We start from the raw sequence: 23,581 nt of genomic DNA on the forward strand, positions 1-23,581 counted from the left end.
GTTAAGTCCTTTCGGGTCAGTGACCCAGGCGGTAGGTGAGGGAGGGAGAGGTATCAACAGTGACGTCGATGTCTCGGAGATCCTCCGGTGTGGGGACGCCGCTGCCAGGAAGGGCGACGGCGGCTGTTCCCCAGCGAACGGCGACGGCGAGGGCGGCCGATGCCGAAAGTCCGGTCGTGAGCGAGTGGAGCAGGCCTGCGAGCATGCAGTCGCCCGCGCCCACCGTGGAGACAGGTGTCGACGCGGTCGCGTGCGCATGGACGGTGTCCTCGCGCGAGACGAGCAGAGCACCGTCCTGACCCAGGCTCACGGCGACGATCCCGATCCCGGCATCCACCAGAGTCATGGCGGCGTCGCGCACGTCCTGCAGGGTGGTCAGGTCGGCGCCCACCAGTTCCGCGAGCTCTTCAGCGTTCGGCTTGATCAGGTGCGGGCGTGCTCCGATCGCGGCCGCCATCGACGGTCCCGACGAGTCGATGGCGACTCGCGCTCCACTGTCACGCGCGGCCACGACGAGCGAGGCGTAGAAGTCGGCGGGAACGCCGGGAGGAAGACTGCCGCACCCGACGATCCACTCGGCGCCGGCGGCGAGGTCGAGCGTGGCGTCGAGCAGCGCCGCGACCTCGTTCTCGTCGAGCGTCGGTCCCGGCTCATTGAGCTTGGTGGTGGTGCCGTCGGGCTCGAGAATGCTGATGTTCATGCGGACCGCGCCGAGCACGGGCACGCTGCGACGGGTGACGCCGTCGGTGTCGAGCAGCTCCTCGAGCAGGTGACCCTCGGGCCCGCCGATCGGCACGACCGCCACGGACTCGGCGCCCTGGGCGGCGAGCGCCCGCGACACATTGACCCCTTTGCCGCCCGGGTCCACGCGGTTGGCGGTCGAGCGATGAACCTCGCCGCGACGCAGCACGTCGATCATGACCGCGCGGTCGATCGACGGATTGGGGGTGACGGTGACGATCATGAGGTGACCACCTGGGGTCCGGCCGCGCGCATCTCGGCGGCGACGTCGTCGGGGAGATCCGTGTCCGTCACGATGACGTCGACGTCGCCGAGCTCAGCGAAGCAATGGAGGTGGTCGTCACCGACCTTGCTCGAGTCGGCAGCCAGCACCACGCGGCGGGCGGAGGCGATCATGGCGCTCTTGACCTGCGCCTCCGCCTGGTCGGGCGTGGTGAGACCGCGGTTGACGGACATTCCGTTGGTGCCGATGATGGCGACGTCGGCGACCACGCTCGTGAGCGCCTCGGCCGTCCACTCGCCCACGGACGCTCCCGTGAGTCCCCGCACGCGGCCGCCGAGCATGTAGAGGCTGACGCCCGGATAGGTCACGAGCACGTTCGCCGCGGCGATCGAGTTGGTGATGATCACGAGCTCCCTGTCGGGCGGGAGCAGCTCCACCACCGCCAGGGCGGAGGAGCCGGAGTCGAGGACGACGGTGGCACCGACCGGAATCTGGTCGATGACGAGGGCCGCCATCCGGCGCTTGGTGCCCGTGAGGCGACCTGAGCGAGTGGCCAGGCTGGGCTCGACCTCGAGACGTTCGACCGGGATCGCGCCCCCGTGGACCCGCCGGACCGAGCCGCGGCGTTCGAGAGAGGTCAGGTCGCGGCGAACCGTCTCGGTCGCCACGCCCAGATCCTGGGCGAGCGACGCGACATCGACACGACCCTCGGCGCGCGCCTCCCGAAGGATTCGCTGCTGTCGCTCCGTCGCGTACATCGGTTCCTCTTGTCGTGGCCGTCGGCACCGCACAGGGCCGTTTCCCACATAAAACCACCGACACGGGCATGTGTCAACCGGTACGGGCTTCCGTTTGTGTGGTTTTAGCGCAGAGGAAGCGGGGCGCGAACCACCGCTCCTGACTCCAACCTAGGACGGGGGATGCCTGCGCGCGCGGCGAGGCGGCAGCGACGATCGTGGCGATCCGGTCATGCTGCGGACGCGGGCGCATGGGGGCCGGACGCGCTAGTCGTCGGCCAGGGAGTTGTCGACCAGCGACAGCGCCGAGGCGATCGCCATGTGCATGTCGAGGTATTGGTACGTGCCCAGGCGCCCGCCGAAGTGAACGCCCCTCTCCCCCGCGACCAGCTCGCGGTAGGCCGCCAGTCGCGCGCGATCGTCGGGCGTCGACACCGGGTAGTACGGCTCGTCCTCGCGCGCCGCGAAGCGCGAGTACTCGCGCGCGATGATGGTGCGGTCGCGCACGTAGTCGCGCTCCGGGTGGAAGTGTCGGAACTCGTGGATGCGCGTGAAGGGCACGTCTGCGTCGGCATAGTTCATCACCGGCGTGCCCTGGAAGTCCCCGGTGTCGAGGACCTCGAGCTCGAAGTCCAGCGTGCGCCACGTCAGCTCGCCCTCGGCGTAGTCGAAGTAGCGGTCCACGGCCCCGGTGTAGACCACCGGCACCTGGCCCGCGACTGCGTCCCTGGTGACGCCCGCATCGGCCGTGCCGGCGCCGCCAGGCACGAAGTCCACGCCCAGGCGGACCTCGATGCGCGGGTGATCGACCATGCGCGCGAACCAGGCCGCATAGCCCTGCGCCGGCAGTCCCTCGTAGGTGTCGCTGAAGTAGCGGCTGTCATACGTGTAGCGCACGGGCAGCCGCGCGATCACCGATGCGGGCAGCTCGCGCGGGTCCGTCTGCCACTGCTTGGCGGTGTAGTCCCGGATGAAGGCCTCGTAGAGCGGGCGTCCGATGAGCGCGACGCCCTGCTCGTCCAGGTTGGCCGGGGTGCGGCCCGCCATCTCCGCGGCCTGCTCCGCGATCAGTCCGCGGGCCTGATCCGGCGTGAGCGCGGCGTGGAAGAACTGATTGATAGTGCCCAAGCTGATGGGCATCGGGAACACCTCGCCGCGGTGCGTCGTGTAGACCCGGTGGGTGTAGTCGGTGAAGGCGGTGAAGCGGTTCACGTAGTCCCACACCCGCTCGTTCGACGTGTGGAACAGGTGGGCGCCGTAGCGATGCACCTCGATGCCCGTCGCGGGGTCGTCGTAGGAGTGGGCGTTGCCGCCGATGTGGTCGCGACGGTCCACCACCAGCACCTGCCTGCCGCGCTCGGCCATGCGCTCGGCGACGGTGAGTCCGAACAGGCCCGCGCCCACCACGACGAGGTCAGTCATCGCACGCCCCTTGTCGCGATGCGGCCGATGCGGGCGTCAGGCACAGCGGCAGCGCTCAGTTCAGCTGGAGCGCCCAGGCGGCGCCGCGGTACACCGCCACGGAGGCCTTGCGGCCCGGGCGGCCCGGCAGATTCACGAGGTGACCGAGCGTGGTGCGACGCAGACGCCGGTACACGGCGGGGTCGTCGTACCGGATCGCTCGCCACAGCTCCACCTTACGGGCGAAGTCCTCGTCCCGGCCCGAGCGAAGGAGCATCGTGGACGAGATCACGCACACGATCTGCAGGTGGTGGAGCATGTAGCGGTACAGCGACGGCGTGACCTCGTACGGGCTCACCTCGACGTCCATCATCATGCGATTGACCTTGAGCTGCTGGTCGATGCGCCGGATCATCACCTGCTCGTTCACCGACTGGTCGGGCCGTCCGATGAAGTATCGGTACAGATCCACATCCAGGTAGAACAGCGTCCGTACGTGCGGCAGGGGCTCGTAGACATAGAGGTTGTCGACGTAGAAGGTGTGCTCCGGCAGTCGCAGTCCGCACTCGCGCAGCACGGCGGTGCGGTACACGAGCGAGTGCATCATGAGGAACTGGCTGGTCCGGAACCGCCCCACCTGCTCCCACGAGAACACGCGCCCCTGCGGCAGCACGTTGCGGTAGCGCACCGCGCGCTTGCGCCGGCGGCCCACCTTCTCGTAGACGAAGTTGCTGACCACGAGGTCCACCGACTCGCCGCCGGCGAGGAAGCCGCGCAGCGTGTCGAGCAGCGCCGCGAAGGCGTCGACGTCCACCCAGTCGTCGCTGTCGACGACCTTCATGTACGCCCCGCGAGCCTGCTCCAGTCCCACGTTGATGGCCGAGCCATGGCCGCCGTTGGGCTTGTGGATCGCTCGCACCACCTCGGGGTGAGCCGCCTGGTAGAGATCCGCGATCGCGCCCGTCGCATCCGTGGAGCCGTCATCGACGATGAGCACCTCGAGGTCCTTCGCGCCGAGCACCAGCAGCGAATCGACGCAGCGCTCCATCCACTCGGCCGCGTTGTACGCAGGCACGACGACACTCAGGGTGGTCATCCCCGGCTCCTTCACTGTCCTGGTGCGCCCTTGTCGGAGCCGATGCCATCAGCGTGCGCGCCGGTGGATACCGTACCGGCCGTCGCGGGGGCTGCATCACCAGCGGCGGCGGTGCCGTCGCCCTCGTCCTCGGGCGTGCGCTTGAAGATGATCTTGAAGATCGGGAAGAACACCCAGAACGAGATCATCGCGTAGATGATCATGGTCAGGACGTCCGCGACCGTCTCACCCGTCGAGCCCCACTCGAGAGTGTCGATGAAGAAGTCGTACACAGGCGCCTTGTAGAAGCCCTGGGCGGCTGCGGCGATGAACGTGATCGCGACGTACGCGATGAAGTACCACATGGCCGCGATCCACGGCGAGCTGTTGGACTTGAAGGTGATGTTGCGCTGCAGGAAGAAGTTGATGATCTGCGCGATCGCGAGCGTGATCTGGACTGCCAGGAAGTACGCGAGCCCGCCGCCGCCCTCGGGCAGCGCGCCGGCCGGGTAGTCGAACATGAAGTACTGCGAGCCGTCCACATCGGACCCGATGGGGAAGACCTGGAACGACGTCTCCAGCAGGGAGGTGGTGTTGAACCATGCGCGGAACAGCGGCATGAGCGCGAGCTGCAGCACCGTCACCGCCTGGGAGAACACCGTGAAGAGCAGGAACTGCGCGAAGCCGGGGCGTCGCTCGACGAACCGAGCCCAAACGTTCTTCATTCGTGTCAGCATCGGATTCTCCTAGTGGTTCAGTGCGCGTTCGGCGTCGGCCGCGAGGGCGGACCGCAAGCGCTTGGCGTCGGACAGGTTGCGGAAGAACGTGCGCACCAGGCGCCCGAGGCCGCGGAACAGGTGGCCGTTGACGATCACCGTGATCGCCTCGGCCATGGGCGCGCTCACGGCGCCGCCGGTCATCTTGGCGGTGGCGCGGAACGGCATGTTGTACAGGAAGTACAGGTTCAGGTCAGGGGCGCCCTTGCGCTCCGAGCGGTCGATCAGCGAGCGGAGCACACGGGCCGCCAACCGCGCCAGCGGGCTTCGCGCGCCGTGCATGGCGCGCAGCGGATCGTTCATGCCCAGATCGCTGCGCTCGGGGCGCGGCTCGGGGAGCGCGCGTCCGAGCAGGCGAGCGAACTCCTCGTCGGGCACGGACGCGATGTCGCCGGTGGCGTAGTGAGGCAGCCCGGCGGGAACCTGCTGCGGCGCGTCGCCGGTGAGCGAGTGCGCGGCGGTGAGCCGCGCATCGTCCGCGTGCGAGCCCACCACGATCTCGTACTCGCCCGTCTCGTTGACCCACCGGTCGCCGGCCACATCGAAGGTGCGGAACGTGTGGCGGTCGAACGGGATCGTGACGCGTGCACGCTCGCCGGGCTCGAGGTAGACCTTGCAGAAGCCCTTGAGTTCGATGACGGGGCGGATGGCGCCGTCGGAGAGGCGCCGCACGTACATCTGCGCGACTTCGGCGCCCGCGCCGGTGCCAGTGTTCTCGAGGGAGAAGGTGGCCCCCGCATCGGACACCGTGAGATCGCTGTAGTCGAACCGGGTGTAGCTCAGGCCGAACCCGAACGGGAAGCGCACGGGCACGTCGGCCGTCGAGTAGTAGCGGTAGCCGACGAACAGCCCCTCGCGGTACTGCGCCGCGTCGCCGGTGGCGGGGTACGTGCCGTGGGTCGGGGTGTCCTCGAGCCGCAGCGGGTACGTCTCGGCGAGGCGACCGGACGGGTTCACCGTGCCCGTGAGCACGTCGACCATCGCGGCGGCGCCCGCCTGGCCACCGAGGTAGCCGTGGACCAGCGCCGCACACTCGTCGATCCACGGCATCTCCACGACGGCGCCGGCGGACAGCACCACCACGATGCGCTCGTTCACCTCGTGCAGTCGCGCCAGCAGAGCGACCTGGTTGTCGTTGAGCGACAAGTGATCGCGATCCTTGCCCTCGGACTCGCTGACCTCGTCGAGGCCCAGGTACAGCAGCACTGTGTCGGCGGCGCTGGCGGCCGCGACGGCCTCCTCCGCGAGGGCCTCGTCCTCACCCCCGGTGCGGACGAACCCCGGGGCGTAGGCCACGACGTCGAGCTCCGATGCGCCGATGGCCTCGAGGGCTGTCGTGCGGCGCGTCGCGTTGACCAGCGACGAGCCGGCTCCCTGGTAGCGGGGCTTCGCGGCGAAGTCGCCCACGACGGCGATGCGTTCGCCCGCGCGCAGCGGCAGGACTGCGCCATCGTTCTTGAGCAGCACGATCGACTGCTGCGCCGCCCGGCGCGCGAGCTCGTGGTGGTCGCTGGCCTCCGCGCCGCCGGATTCGCCGCCCTCGACCCAGTGGGCGAGCGCCTGCAGCTCGTCGGCACGAGCGTCGAGGCTGGCCATGTCGAGCTCACCGGACTCGATCGCGGCCACGATGCGTCGTGCAGAGTCGAGGCCGGGGGACGGCATCTCGAGTCCGCCACCTGCGCGCACCGCGGCGACGGGGTCGTTGCCGCCGCCCCAGTCGGTGATGATCGCTCCGTCGAAGCCCCACTCGTCGCGCAGGATGCCGGTGAGCAGGTGCGCGTTCTCATGGGCGTACTCGCCGTTGATGCGGTTGTAGCTCGACATGATCACGCGCGGGCTCGACTCGCGCACCACGATCTCGAAGGCGGTGAGGTAGATCTCGCGCAGCGTGCGCTCGTCGACCACGGAGTCGCTCGCCATGCGGCGCAGCTCCTGGCTGTTGGCGGCGAAGTGCTTGGGGCTCGCGGCGACGCCCTGGGACTGGATGCCGCGCACGTAGCCGGCCGCCAGGGTCCCCGCCAGGTAGGGGTCCTCGGAGAAGTACTCGAAGTTGCGTCCGCACAGCGGGCTGCGCTTGATGTTGAGTCCCGGGCCGAGCAGCACGTCGACCCCCTGCTCGGCGGCCTCGGCGCCGAGAGCGCGGCCCACCTCTTCCGCCAGAGCGGGGTCCCAGCTGTTCGCCACCGTCGCGGCCGTGGGGAAGCACGTCGCCGGCTGTGACGCCGCGATCCCCAGGTGGTCGCCCGAGCCGGTCTGCTTGCGCACGCCGTGCGGGCCGTCGGCGAAGAACAACGAGCGGATGTCAGCGTGCGGGAACGCGCGGGACTGCCAGATGTTCTCGCCGCTCAGCAGCGCGGCCTTCTCGAGGACGGTGAGCGGGTGGGCCATGGTGAGTGCTCCGGACTGGTCGAACAGGTGCGGGGGGTCGGGTGCCGCGACGATGCGCGGGGTGCGGTGCCGGACGAGGCGGGGGGTCCCGTCCGGCACCGCGAAGGCGTGCGGGGCCGCTTACACAGCGGAGTCCGCGGCCTTCTTCCGCCCGGACGTCGCGGGCCCGCCGGAACGGTGGCGGCGCACGCGACGAATCACCATGACGATGACTCCGAGGAGGGCAAGGCTCACCACGACCGTGGCGATGATCTGGACGTACACCCAGGTGGGCGGCGTGTAGTCGACGGTGGCGCCAGGGGCCAGCCCGTTCATGGCGTTCGAGTTCGCGACGGTGTACAGGATGTCGTGCGTCGAGTCCCTGATGTCGGTGACCGCCTTGGCCGAGCTGGTGTCGTCGAACGACTTGGACGGCTGGAACGTCAGCGTGAGGTCGGTTCCCGCGTGGATGCCCTCATTCGGGTTCATGTACGGGTACAGGTTGAAGTCCGAGATGGCGAAGCCCTCGAATCCCCACTCCTCGCGCAGCACGGTGTCCATGAGCGCCACCGAACCGCCGGCCCAGGTCGACCCGATCCGGTTGAACGAGCTCATCATTCCGCCCGCACCGATGGTCGTCTCCTCGACCGTGCCCTGGTCGTCAGCGAGATAGGTGACGTCCATCGTGATGCCCTTGACGCCCATCTCGAACGGCTTGAGGTACAGCTCGCGGATGGTCTGCTCGTTCGCCCAGGTCGCGATGCCGTTGTTGACGCGGTTCGTCTCCTGCTCGTTGAGCGCGTAGTGCTTGACCATCGTGTAGACGCCCTTGGTCGCGACGCCATTGGCCACCGCGGTGAGCATCTGGCCCGACAGCACCGGGTCCTCCGAGTAGTACTCGAAGTTGCGGCCGCCGAACGGCGAGCGGTGCAGGTTGACGGCGGGGGCGTACCAGCCGTTGATCCCCTTCTGAAGCGCCTCGTTGCCGAGCATCACGCCCATCTCGCTGCCGAGGTCGACGTCCCACGTCTGGGCGATCAGCACCTCTGACGGGTATGCCACGCCGTTGATCGAGGCGTTGATGAAGGACGAGAAGCCCGCGGGGCCGTCCGGCTCCAGGGTCTGCGGCTTGGCGATCGAGCCGATGGCCGCGGTCTGGTAGGCGCCGTTGAGCAGCATGTCCGTCATCTCGCCGACCGTCAGGGAGTCGAGCAGCTCCTGCCACTGCGGGTCGTCCTTGGCCAGCCCGCGCATGTCGATCAGCGCCAAGTCGGAGTCGGCACCGGTGGTGGGCATGTCGCCCTCGAACGCCTCTGCCGCGGCCTCGGCGTCCCAGGCCTGGAAGCCCTCGATGATGGCCTCGTCCGCCACGAACAGATCGGCGGTGGGAGCGGTCGGGAAGGTGCCGGCGAAGTCCGCGCGGGACATCACGGGGATCTTGCCCTCGTCGCCCTCGGTGGAGAACTCCGCCGAGACGTCGTCGAACTGGTTGGTCGCCGCGACCTCGTCGCTCTGGCGCGGGTTCAACTCGTCGTAGACCACGGTCTCGTCGACCGTGTAGGCGAGGGGCTCGGTGCCGTCGGCGATGGTGTGCGAGTCGGTCTGAACGCGGATCTCGTAGTCGCCCTGCTCGAGCACGTAGGCCTGGGCGTCCAGGTAGTCGTAGGACGCCATGTCCTCGACTGCGAAGGACACGGTGACCGTCTCCGAGGCGCCGGGCTCGATGGTGGAGGTCTTCACGAAGTCGGTCAGCACCACCTCGGCCTTCTCGATGCCGCCCGCGGTGTACGGCGCGTTCACATAGACCTGGACCACGTCCTTGCCCGCGACGTCCCCGGTGTTGGTGACCGTGACGTCCACCGAGATCTCGCCGTCCGTCTCACCGATCTGCGAACCCGCGATCTCCCACGAGAAGTCGGTGTAGCTGAGGCCGTAGCCGAACGGATAGACGACCGCCTCGTCGTAGTCGATGAAGCCTTCGACCGCCGCGGTCTCGTAGTAGCGGTAGCCGATGTAGATGCCCTCGGCGTAGTTCACGAAGGGCGCGTCGGGAGTGACCGTCGCGTTGGAGGTGGCGCTCTCCGTCGCGGAGACGGGGAACGACGCCTCGACGTTGTCGTAGACGAACTCGCCGAAGTTGGCGAAGGTCGGGTCGGCCGTGAAGTCGGAGGCCCACAGGTCGACGGTGTGGCCCGACGGGTTGACGTCGCCGGAGAGGATGCGGCCCAGCCCGTTGAACGCGGAGGCGCCCGGGGATCCTGCCAGCAGGATCGCGTCGATGCCGGCGTCGTCCTGGATCTCGCCCAGCTCGAGGGTCGTCGAGGCGTTGATGACCACGACCACCGTCTCGAAGCTGTCCTTCGCGAGCGCGATGAGGTCCTTCTCGTCCTGGTTCAGCTCCAGCTGGTGCTGCCCGGGCTCGGCGCCCTCCTCGGCGTCGGAGATGTCGCGCGACAGGTCGCCGCCCTCGCCGCCCGGGCGGCCGATGTAGATGACCGCGGCGTCGGAGTACTGCTCGAAGGAGTCGGCCTGGGCCTCGTAGTCGCCCACCGGCAGCTCACCGATGTTGTAGGTCGAGATGTCGGGCCTGTCCATCTCGATGTATCCGCGCGGGTTGTCGACCGTGAAGGCCTCGATGACCGAGTACACCTGCTCGTTGATGGTGAAGCCGGCGTTCTCGAGGCCGCCGCGTGCGGTGACCGCAGAGTTCGTGTCGACCGATCCGGAGCCGGAGCCGCCGTAGACCGGGTCGGCAGCCGCGCGTCCCAGCATGGTGACCTGCGACGACGCGTCCAGCGGGAGGGCCTGGCCCTCGTTCTTGGCCAGGACCACTCCCCCGGCGCCGATCTCCTCGACCAGCTCGCGGGCGGCCGCGTCGACCGCGTCGATGTCCTCATAGTCGGATTCGTAGTACTCCGTGTCCCAGTCGGCGGACTCCTCGGAGTTGGTGAAGGTGTACGTGCCGGAGCCGAGCTGAGAGGAGACCCAGCCGCCCGCGACGACGAGCGCCGCGTTCGCCACGATGACGAGGAGGGTCACCAGCGCCACGAGGGGGATCCAGATCGACAGGTACTTCTTGTTGGACATCGGCGCCTTCGCGGCGGCCTTGTCCTGACGCGCTCGTGCGTTCACGGCTTGTCTCCTTCAGTGAGGTGAAGCGGGTGGGGCTGGGGGAAAAGTCTGCGGGGTGGAGGGCTGATGCGCCTGCTCCTGGGTCGTGCTCCTGGGTCGTGCTCTCGGTGAGGCCCTCGCGGCCAGGGGGCCCGCCCAGCCAGAACATCGGCCGGGCGGGCTCGCCGCGTGCGGGCCAGCGCTACTCGGTGACCGGCGTGATCTCGCCGTCCTGGTCGATCTGCCAGGTGTCGCCGGAGGCGGCGGACTCGGCCTCGATCGTGTAGTTGCCACCATCGATGTTGACCGTGCCGGTGACGCTCTCGGCCGCGTCGGACGCGACGAAGGGCATGACCAGCAGGCCGTACTTCTGCGTCGGGGCTTCGACGTCGCCCGCGAGCATGACCTGAGTCCAGCTGTCGTCCTCGGCGAGCGCCTCCTCGACGGCGGCGCGCGCGTTCTCGAGGTCGGTCGCGACGTCGACGGTGGTCTGCTCGGTGGCTTCCGTCTCGGTTCCTGCGTCGCCTTCGGCGTCGCTGGAGCATGCGGTCAGACCGAATGCACCGGTGGCGGCGATCAGCACGGCGAGGCCGCCGGCTCGCATCGTGTTCTTGTTCATGACTGCTCCTTCGTGGGTTGTCGAGCCGGGGTCGGCCCCCAACTCTGGTCGTGCTCCGAGACCCTGGCCGTGGCCGGCAGCTGCTGCCGGCCACGGCCAGGGTGACACGGGGTGACTACTCCGCGATCACGCCTGAGTAGTTCAGGCCGAACCCGAACTTCCAGTCGTTCCCTGCGGCGTCGACGTAGGTGTCCATGTCCTCGCCGACGTCCTCCTGCTGCGCCTCGACCGTGGCCATGTCGACCGGGAAGCCGATCGGCAGACGGCCCTGCGGCTCGTGCTGGCCGGAGGCCACCGTGAGGGTGGCGAGGTCACTGACCCCGAAGCCCACCAGCACCGCGTTCGATCCAGCCTCGAACTCGGCGGGAACCACCGGGTTGTTGGCCTTCACGATCGTGATGACAGGGATGTCTCCGCCAGCGGCCTCGACAGCGTCGACCGTGCGGTTGAACGCGTCGATGTCGGCCTCGTTAGAGATCCGCGAGGTGTTGCCGAAGTACGAGCGGTTCTCCTTGCTGCCGTCCTCGAGGATGTCTCCACCGATCGAGGTCTGCCGCACGGTGTCGCCGTCAGCGGTGTAGGGCGCGTACTGCAGCGAGAAGGGGTACCACTCGCCGGTCTCCATGTCCTGACCGGACGCGGAGAAGGGCTCTCCGTTGTTCGGGGAGCGCAGTCCCACCAGCGCCACGTCGACGTCAGACAGATCGGGAGCCGTGATCGACGTGACCTGGCCCTCGTCATCCAGCTCCACCGTGTCGGTGACGACGGTGCCGAACAGCTCGTCGGCGACCTCGATGCTCAGGGTGGGGCCTTCCGTGTATGCCGCGGGGCCGAACAGTCCGGCGTGGCCGGTGTCGTAGGTGTGCGGGATGTACACGGTGGAGTCCGACCAGTCGGTGCCCTCGGCGATGGTGCCGTCGTTCTTGAGCATCACCACCGAGTTCAGCTGAGCGTCGAAGCCGGCCTGAACGGCCTCTTCGCTGCCCACGGTCTCCAGGGACTTCTCCAGCTCCACGAACGGGCTGTCGAACAGGCCCGGCGCGAAGTAGTTGGTGAGGATCCGGGTCCCGGACTCCTGCCAGCGGGTGTCCGCGTCGACGTCGACCTCGCCGGCCTCGAAACGCTCAGCCCACAGCTCGTAGGCCTCGAGGATCAGCGTCGAGTCGTTCACGCCGCCGAACATGTCGACGCCGTTGGCCAGCACCTGGTAGAAGCGCTCGGCGGGCTCCATGTCCTCGGCGCCCCACGCGGTCGCGATGAAGGCGCCCTCGTCGTTGGCTCCGGTCATGACGCCCCAGTCGGTGACGATCGCGCCTTCGAAGCCGATCTCGTCGCGGATGAGCGAGAGCATCTCCGGGCTGTACGCCGTTCCCACAGCGTCGCCGCCGAGCACGGGCTCGCCGTCGCCGTCGAGCATGATCGAGTAGTTGGTCATCATCGCGAGGGAGTCGGAGGCAGCCGCGAACACTGACGCGTGCTCGTCGAGGTTGCCGCCCGGGAAGACGCCGTACTTGCCGACGTTGGTGTGCGACTCGCGTCCACCCTCGCCCGCGCCATCGCCGGGTGCGTGCTTGATGGTGGTGGGCACCGAGTCAAGCCCGAAGCCGATCAGCTCGCCGTTCTCGTCGTACGTGCCCTGGAAGCCCTTGACGTAAGCGGCCGCAAGCTCGGAGGCCAGCTCCGGGTTCTCGCCCAGCGTGCCGGACACGCGCAACCACCGCGGCTCGGTCGCCAGGTCGATCTGCGGGCTCAGCGCGTTGGAGATGCCCAGTGCGCGGTACTCCTTCGAGACGACGCGAGCGAAGTCCTCCATGGTCTCGGCGTCGAACGTGGCGGCGAGGCCGAGGACGGATGGCCACAGCGACACTCCGGCACCGGTCTCGACGTAGCTCGAGCCCGACTGCGCCTCAGAGCGCGGGTCGGACGAGAAATTCGCGGGGACGTACGGGGCGTCGGCACTCGCGAGGGTCTCGACGTAGGCCTGCATCTCGTTGACCCAGGTGACGTTCTCCTCGGTGTCGGAGCCACCGGCATTCAGGACGTTGCGCAGGTGCGAGTCGGACAGGTAGGTCTCCTGAGGCTCGGTCAGGCCGTCGCCAGGCGAGCTCTCGTGGGAGCTGAACAGCATCAGTCCGGAGATCTGCTCGGTCGTGAGGTCGTCGGCCAGGTCGGCGGCGCGCTCAGCGGGCTCGAGGCGCCAGTCCTCGAAGGCGTCGAGCTCGCCGTTGGCGTTCATGTCCTTGAACGCGTACGTGGAGCCGTCGACCTCCTCCTCGAGCAGCGTCATGCCGCCCTCAGCGCTGTACGACAGCTGGGCGCCGTCGTTCGGGTTCTCGACAATCACGAAGTCCGTGGTGCCGTCGGAGACCTCGCGCTCGGTGTAGTCGCCGGTGGCGACCGCGGTCTCGCTGGGCTGCGGATCGTCCGTCTCGTCCGAGCTGCACCCGGCGACTGAGATCGCGAGACCCACGCCCGCGAGCGCGGCGATCCCTCTCATAGGCATGACCTTCATTGGCCTGTCCCTTCCTGTTCGTCATCGTTGACTGCCCGCGAACGCTGTGTCGACGGGCTGGCACCCGGTAAGCGGGCCCGCCCCGTGTCCCCACCGCCAGCGGCGGAGCGGGAAACGTGTCAGGGGAAGTGTCGCCATCACGAGACGAGCGCGACTGCGGGATCGCACAACCTGTGCGGACGGCCGCATGTTCTGTCCAAAGGTCTCGGCGCTGTGACAGCACTGTGACCATTCCGTGACATACGGGCGGCGCCGAGGCTCACCGCCCGTCGCGCCAACGACGACGCAGCGCGGGAGTCGCCGAAGGGGCGGCAGGGCGGCGGGGCGGTGGGACGGAGCGGCCGCGCGCTCAGACAGCGACGCGGTCGCGACCGCCAGCCTTGGCTCGATACAGGGACCTGTCCGCGTCAATGAGGAGGCCGTCGGCGGTGACGCCGGGACGATGCTCTGCCACTCCCAGGCTCACCGTCACGTGCAGGGGTCCCGCCTCGGTCGCGAACTCGTGCGTGCTGCAGCGCGCGCGCAGCTCCTCCGCGCGCACAGCCGCCTGCTTCTTCGTCGCCCCCGGCAGGACCAGGATGAACTCCTCGCCCCCGGAGCGCGCCACCACGTCGCCATCCCTGATCCCGGCCGCGAGGATCCGCGCCAGCTGCTCGAGTACGGCGTCCCCGACAGCGTGTCCATGCGTGTCGTTCACCTGCTTGAAGCGATCGACGTCGAGCATCACGACGCTGAGCGGCGTCGCCGTCGCGTCCGCCGCGGCGACCCCGGCCTCCAGCGACGGACCCAGGTACCGTCGGTTGAACAGTCCGGTGAGCGAGTCTCGGACCGCCAGCTCGGCAAGCTCCTCTCGGAGCCGCTCGAGCTCCGTGACGTCACGGGCGACCACGACAGCGCCCCGTGAGCGACCCTCCGCCGAGCGCATGCGCTCGAGCCGGAGGTCGAGCACGGTGCGATCGTCGAGCACCAGCAAGTGCTGGTCACCGTCCGCGAGCAGGCGCAGATAGCGGTCGTCGACCAACTGCTCCCACGGCCGTCCCAGCACCGCGCTCACCGCTGCGCCACGCGGTCGCAGGCGCGACAGCAGCTCGTGGCCACGGGGGTTGGCGTCGATCACCACTCCGGCAGCGTCCACCACCACCACCCCGTCGCTGAGCGCGGCCAGCACATCGCGGGTCGAGACCGGCACGACTCCCAGACGGGCACGATAGACCGCGACCCACGACCACAGCCCAGCGGTGATGAGGAACAGCAGTGGACCAAGATCGACCTGGCCCCGTTCCGCCGCGATGAGCATCAGGGTGTTGCCGAACGACGGCAGCAGCAGCGCGGCGAGCGCGATCGCCAACACGGCCCGGTGACCGCGGACCGACCGCAGCAGCGCACGCACCAGGAGCGCCGCCGACATGAGGGTGAGACCGTACGAGTAGGTGGAGTGGATCCAGAACACGGGCCCGAACTCCATGACGAAGCGCCCGGCCGCGTCCTCGCCGATCGCCGAGAACACCAGCCGCAGCCACGGGTCGGCGGCGATCGCGAGCAGGATCGCCACCGGGTGGATGGCGAGCAGGATCAGCAGGCGGCGCGTCACCCTGCGCTCGAGACCGGCCAGGACGAGCACGAACACCACGGTGCACGCCACGAGCACGGCCAGACCCGGGAGGATCGCGTAGGCGGCCGCCACGCGCGCGGGCTCCCATGCGCCCCAGACGACCACAGCCTGCATGACTGCCCACCACGCGCCGCAGAACATGGCGAGGGCCAGGGGCCCCGAGAGCGCGTTGCTCGCCCGTCGCCGCCAGTGGTAAGTACCGAGCATCACCGCCAGCACGGCGCCGACGAGGGACGTCGCAGTCATGACGTGAATCACGCGCGCCTCCCGGAGTTGGCTGGGCCCGTTCCCTGGCTTCGAGCCTAGGTCAGTCTCCTGGTGCCACACCTCCCCCGCCTCCGTACGTGTGGCGAATACGACGCGGTGTGGCCAGGACGCGGGTCAGGCGCGACGCACCCGCACGTCGCCGGCGAGCACCTCGCGCACCTCTGCACCGGTGTCGACCAGCAGCGCGCCGCCCGCTGACAGCCCGACCGCGGTGCCGCTGATGGGCACGCCGTCTGGCACGTCCACCGCGACATCCCAGCCGATCGTCGCGCACACGCGCTCGACCTCGGCGCGGACGCTGTCGCCGTCCGCCTCGCCTTCCCACGCGGCGGCCGCATCGCGCAGGTGTGCCGCGAGCGCTCGCATCAGCCGCACGCGGTCGAGCTCGGTCGCGCCGAGCGTCGCAAGCGAGGCGGCGTGCGGGACGGGCAGCTCGGCGGGCGACTGAGAGACGTTGATGCCGATGCCCGCGACCACAGCGCGCTCACCGGGCACTCCTTCGCACAGGATGCCGACGACCTTGCGCCACCGGCCCCATCCGGGGATGTCCTTGGCGCCCGCCTCGACGACGACGTCGTTGGGCCACTTGAGGTAGGCACCGACCCCGCAGTCGCGCAGCGCGCGCACGGTCGCGAGACCCGCCACCAGCGGCGCCCAGCCCAGCGCGTCTGGCGCGATCGCCTGCGGCCTCAGCACGAGGCTCACCGTCAGCGCGGCGCCGCGGGGCGTGGCCCACTCGCGTCCCGCGCGGCCCCGTCCCGCAGTCTGGTGGTCCGCGACGATGCCGCTCAGGTGCGGCCAGTGCTCGGGGGACTCCGCGACGGCCTTCAGCAGGGCGGTGTTGGTGGACGGTGAGGACGCGACGACGTCGAGCCGCGAGAGCTGTCGGGTGGGGCCCACGATGCCGGCCAACTGCGTCGCCGTCAGCGGCTCGCGGGATGCGGCCACGGCTGCGGGCGAGGGGAGAATCACCCGGCTAGGCTAACGGGCAGACTTCCTGAAGGAGGAACGTGTCGGACCAGCAGCCCACCAAGTCCACGGCAGGCGCCCTCGATCACCTGCGCGGCAAGCTCGACGAGGCCGTCGGGCAGCGCGAGGCGACGGCGCGGGACAAGCAGCACGCGCGTGGCAAGAAGTCGGCACGAGAGCGCGTCGAGCAGCTGCTCGATGACGGCTCGTTCGTCGAGCTCGATGCCCTCGCTCGCCACCGCAGCCGCAACTTCGGGCTCGAGTCGAACCGCCCTCACGGCGACGGCGTGATCACGGGCTACGGCACCATCGACGGCCGCCAGGTCGCGGTCTACTCGCAGGACTTCACCGTGTACGGCGGGTCGCTGGGCGAGGTTCACGGCGGCAAGATCGCCAAGATCCAGGACTTCGCACTGCGCACCGGCGTCCCGATGATCGGAATCCTGGATGGCGGCGGCGCCCGCATCCAGGAGGGCGTCGCGGCTCTTACCCAGTTCGCCGAGATCTTCCGCCGCAACGTGGCCAGCTCGGGAGTGATCCCGCAGATCTCGATCATTCTCGGCCCGTCGGCGGGTGGCGCGGTCTACTCCCCCGCGCTCACGGACTTCATCGTGATGGCCGACGGCACGTCCCAGATGTTCATCACCGGTCCGGACGTCATCAAGTCCGTCACCGGCGAGAACGTGACGTTCGAGGACCTGGGCGGCGGGCACGCCCACAACGCGAAGTCCGGCGTCGCGCACTACCTCGCCTCGGACGAGGACGACGCGATCGAGTACGTCCAGCACCTGCTGCAGTACCTGCCCCAGAACAACCTCTCGGACCCGCCGTCGTGGGACCACGAGGCGGACCTCGAGCTCACCGAGGACGACACCGCACTGGACTCGATCGTGCCGGACTCCGACAACCAGCCGTACGACATGTCCACGGTGGTGCAGACCGTCCTCGACGAAGGTGAGTTCTTCGAGATCCAGCCGCTGTTCGCCCCCAACGTCATCGTGGGCTTCGGCCACGTCGAGGGCCACTCGGTGGGAATCGTGGCGAACCAGCCCCAGTCGATGGCGGGCACTCTCGACATCAACGCGTCCGAGAAGGCCGCCCGGTTCGTGCGCACGTGCGACGCCTTCAACATCCCGGTGCTGACGTTCGTGGATGTGCCCGGGTTCCTTCCCGGCGTGGACCAGGAGCACCAGGGCATCATCCGCCGCGGCGCGAAGCTCATCTACGCCTACGCGGAGGCGACCGTGCCGCTCGTCACCGTCATCACCCGCAAGGCCTACGGCGGCGCGTACATCGTGATGGCCTCCAAGCAGCTCGGCGCGGATGTCAATCTCGCGTGGCCCACCGCGCAGATCGCGGTCATGGGGGCCGGAGGAGCGGTGAACATCCTCCAGCGACGCGCCCTTGCCAAGGTGGCCGAGGAGGGCGGGGACGTCGAGGCCGAGCGCGCCCGTCTGACCGCCGAGTATGAAGACCAGATCGTGAATCCCTACGACGCCGCCGACCGCGGGTACGTCGACGCCGTCATCGAGCCATCGCAGACGCGCGCGCACATCGTGCGATCCCTGCGGGCGCTCCGCACCAAGCGCGCCTCCCTGCCGCCCAAGAAGCACGGGAACGTGCCGCTGTGAACGACCAGAATCCGGGCGCGGGCCTGCGGGTCCTGCGCGGGTCGCCCGACGACTCGGAGGTCGCGGCGCTCGTCGCCGGCATGGCTGCGATCGCGTCGGCAGCGGACGAGGAGCCGGAGCCAGGCGCCCCCACCTCGGCCTGGATGGATCGCTCGCGCACCATGCGCGGCCAGCACCACTCCTTGCCCCTCGCGCGGGGCGGGGCGGCGTGGCGCACTTCGCTGCGGTGAGCGGCCGGCTGTTCGCGCTCGGCGCCATCGGCGCACTCGCGGGAGCCGCACCTCAGCTCTACGCGCGCGCCGCGACGATCGGTGACCGCGCGCCCGCGACCTCGGGAGAGTTTCGGACGGCCGATGCGGCACTCGTGCTGGGTGCGCGGGTCTGGCAGGACGGGCGTCCGTCCCTGTTCCTGCGTCAGCGGGTCGAGGCGGGGGTCACGCTCTACGAGCGTGGGCTGGTGCCGACGCTGGTCCTGACCGGAGCCGTATCGAACCGCGAAGGACTCGACGAGACAGCCGCCATGGAGCGCACCGCGCTCGAACTCGGCGTGCCCGCCAGTGATCTGATTCGCGACCCCTCGGGACACGACACCCGCGCGTCGGCGCTGAATGCGCGCGAGCGACTGGGGCTCGAGTCGGTGATCGTGTGCTCGCAGGAGTTCCACCTCCCGCGCGCCATGTGGCTGTGCCGCAGCGTCGGCCTGAACGCGCAGGGCGCCCACCCGGCCGTCATGCTGCGCGGACACACTGCGTTCGGCTACGCCCGCGAGCTTCCCGCGACGTGGAAGGCCGCCATCGAGATCATGCGCGACCGGGTGGCGCCCGCGGACGCCTAGATCCGGGCACTGAGGCCGCGGACACCGGTGACGAGCACGAGGACGTCCGGCCCGATGGCGGCGCCGACCACGCTCGGCATATCCGTTGAAGCCTCAACCGGTTAGAATCGGTCCATGACAGCCGAGGTCGCGCCCGCACCCTCGACGGCACTCCCTGCCGCCGAGGAGCTGCTGTGGCGACGGTTCTCGGCAGTGCTGTCCACCGTTCCCGCATCGCTCGATGAGCAGTTGCGCGCCGCCACGGGTCTCAACCACTTCCAGTACACGGTGCTCGATGCGCTCTCGCACCAGGAGGGCCGGCGCCTGCAGCTCGCGCAGATCGCTCGCGCGCACGAGTCATCGCTGTCACGACTGTCGCACTCGATCACGCGCCTCGAGAATGCGGGCTTCGTGGAGCGCACCACGTGCGATCACGATCGCCGCGCCAGCTGGGCGGTGCTGACGGACAAGGGTGCGGAGGTGGTCGAGCGCTCGCGCGGCGAGTACACCCGGATCATCCGTTCGACCCTGCTGGATCGCGTGCCCGCCGAGCATCGCGAAGCACTGACGCACCTGCTGACAGCGCTCCTCCCCACGGAGGTCGCCGAGCAGTGCTCGAGCCTGGACGCAGACCTGGAGGCGCAGGTCGAGGCCTAGGCCTCCCCCGCATCGGCCCCCGGTGCAGGCGCGACCGGCGCAGCGGCGCCATCCTCTGGCGCGGCCGCCACGCCGAGAGTCGTGAGAATCCCCTCAAGCGCGGCGAGCTGCTCGACTGACAGCGCCGCCAGTCGCGTCACGAAGTCGCGTTCCACCTCGGCGACCACAGCGTCCACGAACGCCCTGCCCGCGGGAGTGGGCCTCAGCAGGCGCACGCGCCCATCGTCGGGGTGACGCTCGCGGGCGACCCACCCGCGGTCGACGAGCCGCTGCACCACTCCCGTCGCGATGTTGGGCCGCACCCCCACGAACGCCCCCACCTCGGCCGTGGGGCGGCCCGGGTGCGCGTGGATGAAGAGGATCGCGCGGAACTGGGCGAGCGTGAGGTGCTGGTCGATCAGGGCCTCGGCCTGGCTGCGCATCTGCGCTCGCATGAGCGATCCCTGAAGGGCGACGATGCGCTGCTCGAGAGCCGCGCGGTCCCCGTGCTGCTGCACCATCCCCGCCACCTCCGCCCCCCCCTCGGTCCCTATTGCGCATGACTGCGCGACGTGCACCGAACCTACCGGGCACGGGCTCACGCAGGAAGTCGCCGCGCATCCGTCCGTGTTGACTCGGGGCTTGATAGTTCGCCTGACACGAAGTATTCTGATCCACGTCCCCGCCGACGGGGTCCCCACCCCTTTCCTCCTGGAGGCGCGCCTTGTCCACCCCTGCCACCACGCCCGTCACGCTCGACGACGCCCTCGCCGAAGGCATCTCCGAGCGCACGTTCCGTCGCCGCTGGGCGATCCTCGCCACGCTGTGCCTGGGATTGATGACCGCGATGATCGCGAACATGAGCCTCAACCTGGCTCTGCCGGATCTCGCGGTGGACTTCTCGCTCACGCAGCTCGAGCTCACCTGGGTGGTCGAGGCGTTCGCGCTGGTGTTCGCCGCGCTGCTGTTCATCGCCGCCGCGATCGCCGACCGCTACGGCCGCAAGCGCACCATGATGGTGGGCCTCGTCATCTTCGTGCTCGCGTCCCTGTACGCACCGTTCTTCGCGTCCACCGGCGCGGAGCTCATCGCGTCCCGCGCCGTCATGGGCATCGGCGGCGCGCTCGTGATGCCCACGACCCTGTCGCTCGTCAACGTCGTGTTCCCGTCGAAGGAACGCCCGCGGGCCATCGCGATCTGGGCGGCCGTCGCCGGCGTAGGCATGATGATCGGCTCCGTGCTGACGGGCGTCCTCCTGCACTTCTTCGACTGGCACTCGGCGTTCCTGCTCGGCGCCGTGTTCGGCGTCGTCTCTCTCGTGGTCACCGCGCGCATCGTGCCGGAGTCGGTGGACGAGAAGGTCACCCCCGTGGACTGGACCGGCGGCGCCCTCATCACGATGGCCCTCGCCGGCATCGTCTACACGATCATGGAAGCGCCGTCGCACGGCTTCGACGACACCATGACCATCGTCGCCGCCGTCGTGGGCGCGGCCTCGCTCGCCGCCTTCATCTGGTGGGAGCTGCGCGCCACGCACCCCATGCTCGACCTGAGCCTGTTCCGCAGCTCGCGCTTCACGCTGTCCGTCATCTCGGTGACGCTCACGTTCTTCGCCATGATGGGCGCCTTCTTCGGCATGACCCAGATCTTCCAGCTGGTGATGGACTACAACTCGCTCATCACCTCGCTGGCCTTCATCCCTGCGATGCTGCCCATGATGATCGTGGGGCCGTTCGTCCCCACCATCGTCGAGAAGGTCGGCACCCGCTGGACCGTGATCCCCGGCCTCCTGCTCATCGCGGGCGGATTCGGACTGATGACCACGTGGCCCACCGTCCCGGCGTACTGGGACTTCCTCATCGCGATGTCGCTCATCACGTTCGGCATGGCGCTGGTGATGACCCCGGCGACCAACATGATGATGGCCTCGGTGCCGCGCAACCGGTCCGGCATGGGGTCGGCGATGAACGACACCACCCGTGAGCTGGGCGCGTCGCTCGGCATTGCGGTGCTCGGCTCGCTGATCGCGAACCAGTACGCCTCGAACATCGCCCCCGTCGCTGAGGACCTGCCCGGGGAGGCCGGCGCCGCCGTCGGCGACTCGCTCGCGGGAGCGGTCGCCGTGACGGACCAGATGAGCGCGGGAGGCGGCACGGCCGCCGATGGTGCGAGCCAGATCGCCTTCGCGGCCCAGGAGGCGTTCATGGACGCCAACCAGTACGCCATGGCCATCTCCGCCGTGATCGCGATCGGCACCGCGATCCTCATGCTGATCGCGCTGCCGCGAGGCGACAAGTCCTTGTCCGCTGAGCCGGGCAGCGCACCCCACGAGGACCGCTCAGCTGCCGACGCGGAGGAACCCGCCCCCGCATCGGCCGCCGCCTCGCACTCGACTACTCCGTCACAGTAGGAAGGTCAGGACTCCTCTTCGCGATTGCGGGCCACCTGGAGGAACGTCAGGACTCATTCGGCCTCGAGGGAGACCGCGACCCACGACACGGGCGGGAGCGTGAACGTCAGCACGCTCCCGTCCAGCCGGGTCTCGAGCCGGCGCGGCGTCACGCGCTCGGGTTCCTCGAGCGAGTTGGCGGCGTACATGTCGGGGTCGGACAGCACGTGCGCCTCGGACACGCGGGAGGCCCCGAGAGACGCCACATCGACGGTCACCTCGACCGACTCGTCAAGCGCCCGGTTGACGGCGAAGATCGCCGCCGAGTCGCCATCCCGCGTCGCCACCGCAGTCACCGCCGGGACGTCGCCGTGGCGCTCGGTGGAGATCGACGGGCACTCCACGGCCACGTCGACTGCCTCTCCCTGCGCAAGCCGCGACGTGAGGGCGAACGGGAAGAACGTGGTCTGGCGCCAGGCCAGGCCGCCGGGCTCCGTCATGATGGGCGCGATCACGTTGACGAGCTGCGCGAGAGAGGCGCTCGTCACCCGGTCCGCGTGGCGCACCAGAGAGATCAGCAGCGACCCCAGCACCACCGCGTCGAGCACGCTGTAGCGATCCTCGAGCAGGCGCGGAGCGACGGGCCAGTGCTCGATGTCGGTGATCTTCTCCTGGCTCATGAACCGCCGCATGTACCAGACGTTCCACTCGTCGAATGAGATGCCGACCGTGCGATCGGAGCCGGCGGCCTCGCGCGCCTCGTCGACGATCTGTGCGACCTCCTCGATGAAGGCATCCATGTCGACGGCAGACGCCAGGAAGCTCGCAGCATCTCCGTCCACCTCCTCGTAGTACGCGTGGCACGAGATGTAGTCGACCTCGTCGTACGCGTGGCGGAGCACGGTGCGCTCCCATGCGCCGAAGGTAGGCATGCTGCGGGCGGAGGATCCGCACACCACCAGCTCGAGGTCGGGGTCGACCTGGCGCATCGCGCGCGCCGTTCTCGCGGCCAGCTCTCCGTACGAGTCCGCGTCCCGGTGCCCCAGCTGCCAGGGGCCGTCCATCTCGTTGCCCAGGCACCACATGCGGATGTCGAACGGCTCGTCGCGGCCATGTGCTCGCCTGGCCTCAGACAGCTCCGTGCCACCCCGGATCCTGCAGTACTCGAGGAGATCCAGCGCCTCCTGCACCCCACGCGTGCCGAGATTGACGGCCAGCATCAGTTCGCTGCCCACGTGTTCGAGCCACGTGGAGAACTCGTGCAGACCCACCTCGTTGGTCTCGATCGAATGCCACGCCAGGTCGAGCCGACGCGGACGCTCCTCTCGCGGCCCGACCCCGTCCTCCCACCGATACCCGGAGACGAAGTTTCCCCCCGGGTACCGGATGGCGCTCACGCCGAGCTCGCGCACCAGGTCGATCACGTCTGCCCGGAACCCGTCCGCATCGGCCGTGGGGTGCCCGGGCTCGTAGATGCCGGTATAGACATGCCGTCCGAGGTGCTCGACGAACCCTCCGAAGAGGCGGCGTCGCACAGGGCCGATGCCCGCGTCCGCCTGAATGCTGAGGTTCGCCTGCGCCACGGTTGCTCCTTCGCCCTGCGTGCCTGTGCTCGGTGCCGAGCGCCCTGCGGCGCTCTCGGGGACAGGCTAGCCGCGAGACGGCCGATGCCCGGGCCGGCGAGCGCGCATCCGCCAGCAC

General features: G+C 69.3%; 18 protein-coding genes. 5 read left to right on the forward strand and 13 right to left on the reverse strand.

The genetic code is table 11. The features are described from left to right. Positions 1–16: 16 nt before the first annotated feature. The 11 genes from pfkB to QQX02_RS03280 all read right to left on the reverse strand — a co-directional run bounded on the left by pfkB (position 17) and on the right by QQX02_RS03280 (position 16,413). On the reverse strand, positions 17–964 hold the full coding sequence (pfkB, locus tag QQX02_RS03230) for a 1-phosphofructokinase (protein WP_301141186.1): 948 nt from the start codon (positions 962–964) through the stop codon (positions 17–19). Continuing rightward, positions 961–1,722, reverse strand: a complete 762-nt coding sequence (locus QQX02_RS03235) for a DeoR/GlpR family DNA-binding transcription regulator (RefSeq protein WP_301141187.1) — start codon at positions 1,720–1,722, stop codon at positions 961–963. Before QQX02_RS03235 ends, pfkB begins: the two co-directional genes overlap by 4 nt. Positions 1,723–1,968: 246 nt before the next feature. Continuing rightward, the gene (glf, locus tag QQX02_RS03240; protein WP_301141188.1) at positions 1,969–3,123 is read right to left on the reverse strand and encodes a UDP-galactopyranose mutase; all 1,155 of its coding nucleotides are present in this window, start codon (positions 3,121–3,123) and stop codon (positions 1,969–1,971) included. Positions 3,124–3,178: 55 nt separating this feature from the next. Beyond that, positions 3,179–4,198: a glycosyltransferase gene (locus QQX02_RS03245; protein ID WP_301141189.1), complete on the reverse strand. Its 1,020-nt coding sequence runs from the start codon at positions 4,196–4,198 to the stop codon at positions 3,179–3,181. 11 nt (positions 4,199–4,209) lie between these two features. Continuing rightward, positions 4,210–4,902, reverse strand: coding sequence for a GtrA domain-containing protein (locus QQX02_RS03250; protein ID WP_301141190.1), 693 nt, complete (start codon positions 4,900–4,902; stop codon positions 4,210–4,212). A gap of 21 nt (positions 4,903–4,923) precedes the next feature. Then, on the reverse strand, positions 4,924–7,440 hold the full coding sequence (locus tag QQX02_RS03255; RefSeq protein WP_301141191.1) for a glycoside hydrolase family 3 C-terminal domain-containing protein: 2,517 nt from the start codon (positions 7,438–7,440) through the stop codon (positions 4,924–4,926). A gap of 21 nt (positions 7,441–7,461) precedes the next feature. Next, complete coding sequence (locus QQX02_RS03260) at positions 7,462–10,452, reverse strand: glycoside hydrolase family 3 C-terminal domain-containing protein (protein WP_301141192.1); 2,991 nt, start codon at positions 10,450–10,452, stop codon at positions 7,462–7,464. A gap of 181 nt (positions 10,453–10,633) precedes the next feature. Then, entirely contained in the window at positions 10,634–11,050 is a 417-nt protein-coding gene (locus tag QQX02_RS03265) for a hypothetical protein (protein ID WP_301141193.1), read from the reverse strand. Positions 11,051–11,165: 115 nt separating this feature from the next. Beyond that, positions 11,166–13,562 (reverse strand): glycoside hydrolase family 3 N-terminal domain-containing protein, encoded by a 2,397-nt coding sequence (locus QQX02_RS03270; protein WP_301141194.1) that lies wholly within the window; start codon positions 13,560–13,562, stop codon positions 11,166–11,168. Positions 13,563–13,911: 349 nt separating this feature from the next. Continuing rightward, positions 13,912–15,420, reverse strand: a complete 1,509-nt coding sequence (locus QQX02_RS03275; protein WP_301141195.1) for a histidine kinase N-terminal 7TM domain-containing diguanylate cyclase — start codon at positions 15,418–15,420, stop codon at positions 13,912–13,914. A 135-nt stretch (positions 15,421–15,555) separates the two neighbouring features. Continuing rightward, a complete protein-coding gene (locus QQX02_RS03280; protein WP_301141196.1) occupies positions 15,556–16,413 on the reverse strand; it encodes a biotin--[acetyl-CoA-carboxylase] ligase in 858 nt (285 codons plus the stop codon). Between the two features lie 38 nt (positions 16,414–16,451). Here QQX02_RS03280 and QQX02_RS03285 point away from each other — a divergent pair, with 38 nt between their 5' ends. The 4 genes from QQX02_RS03285 to QQX02_RS03300 all read left to right on the forward strand — a co-directional run bounded on the left by QQX02_RS03285 (position 16,452) and on the right by QQX02_RS03300 (position 19,512). Then, positions 16,452–18,041 carry an acyl-CoA carboxylase subunit beta gene (locus QQX02_RS03285; RefSeq protein WP_436968495.1) on the forward strand — a complete coding sequence of 530 codons (1,590 nt, stop codon included), beginning with the start codon at positions 16,452–16,454 and terminating at the stop codon, positions 18,039–18,041. Continuing rightward, positions 18,038–18,271 carry an acyl-CoA carboxylase subunit epsilon gene (locus tag QQX02_RS03290; RefSeq protein ID WP_301141197.1) on the forward strand — a complete coding sequence of 78 codons (234 nt, stop codon included), beginning with the start codon at positions 18,038–18,040 and terminating at the stop codon, positions 18,269–18,271. The genes QQX02_RS03285 and QQX02_RS03290 overlap by 4 nt, the downstream gene beginning before the upstream one ends. Continuing rightward, positions 18,250–18,876: a SanA/YdcF family protein gene (locus tag QQX02_RS03295; protein ID WP_301141199.1), complete on the forward strand. Its 627-nt coding sequence runs from the start codon at positions 18,250–18,252 to the stop codon at positions 18,874–18,876. The genes QQX02_RS03290 and QQX02_RS03295 overlap by 22 nt, the downstream gene beginning before the upstream one ends. A 114-nt stretch (positions 18,877–18,990) precedes the next feature. Continuing rightward, positions 18,991–19,512: a MarR family winged helix-turn-helix transcriptional regulator gene (locus tag QQX02_RS03300; protein WP_301141201.1), complete on the forward strand. Its 522-nt coding sequence runs from the start codon at positions 18,991–18,993 to the stop codon at positions 19,510–19,512. Here the strand turns inward: QQX02_RS03300 and QQX02_RS03305 are convergent. Next, positions 19,509–20,012 (reverse strand): MarR family winged helix-turn-helix transcriptional regulator, encoded by a 504-nt coding sequence (locus QQX02_RS03305; protein WP_301141202.1) that lies wholly within the window; start codon positions 20,010–20,012, stop codon positions 19,509–19,511. The two genes, QQX02_RS03300 and QQX02_RS03305, sit on opposite strands and share 4 nt — an antisense overlap. Positions 20,013–20,215: 203 nt before the next feature. Here QQX02_RS03305 and QQX02_RS03310 point away from each other — a divergent pair, with 203 nt between their 5' ends. Further along, complete coding sequence (locus tag QQX02_RS03310) at positions 20,216–21,901, forward strand: MFS transporter (protein WP_301141203.1); 1,686 nt, start codon at positions 20,216–20,218, stop codon at positions 21,899–21,901. Positions 21,902–21,954: 53 nt separating this feature from the next. Here the strand turns inward: QQX02_RS03310 and arfA are convergent, their stop codons facing one another. After that, positions 21,955–23,463 carry an arabinosylfuranosidase ArfA gene (arfA, locus tag QQX02_RS03315; RefSeq protein WP_301141204.1) on the reverse strand — a complete coding sequence of 503 codons (1,509 nt, stop codon included), beginning with the start codon at positions 23,461–23,463 and terminating at the stop codon, positions 21,955–21,957. Between the last annotated feature and the right edge of the window lie 118 nt (positions 23,464–23,581).

It is taken from the genome of Demequina muriae (genome assembly GCF_030418295.1).
Classification (GTDB): Bacteria; Actinomycetota; Actinomycetes; order Actinomycetales; family Demequinaceae; genus Demequina; species Demequina muriae.

Coding starts and splice junctions, on each gene's coding strand:
- pfkB (WP_301141186.1), bottom strand. CDS start 964: ATGATCGTCACCGTCACCCCCAATCCGTCGATCGACCGCGCGGTCATG.
- QQX02_RS03235 (WP_301141187.1), bottom strand. CDS start 1,722: ATGTACGCGACGGAGCGACAGCAGCGAATCCTTCGGGAGGCGCGCGCC.
- glf (WP_301141188.1), bottom strand. CDS start 3,123: ATGACTGACCTCGTCGTGGTGGGCGCGGGCCTGTTCGGACTCACCGTC.
- QQX02_RS03245 (WP_301141189.1), bottom strand. CDS start 4,198: ATGACCACCCTGAGTGTCGTCGTGCCTGCGTACAACGCGGCCGAGTGG.
- QQX02_RS03250 (WP_301141190.1), bottom strand. CDS start 4,902: ATGAAGAACGTTTGGGCTCGGTTCGTCGAGCGACGCCCCGGCTTCGCG.
- QQX02_RS03265 (WP_301141193.1), bottom strand. CDS start 11,050: ATGAACAAGAACACGATGCGAGCCGGCGGCCTCGCCGTGCTGATCGCC.
- QQX02_RS03270 (WP_301141194.1), bottom strand. CDS start 13,562: ATGAAGGTCATGCCTATGAGAGGGATCGCCGCGCTCGCGGGCGTGGGT.
- QQX02_RS03275 (WP_301141195.1), bottom strand. CDS start 15,420: ATGACTGCGACGTCCCTCGTCGGCGCCGTGCTGGCGGTGATGCTCGGT.
- QQX02_RS03300 (WP_301141201.1), top strand. CDS start 18,991: ATGACAGCCGAGGTCGCGCCCGCACCCTCGACGGCACTCCCTGCCGCC.
- QQX02_RS03305 (WP_301141202.1), bottom strand. CDS start 20,012: ATGGTGCAGCAGCACGGGGACCGCGCGGCTCTCGAGCAGCGCATCGTC.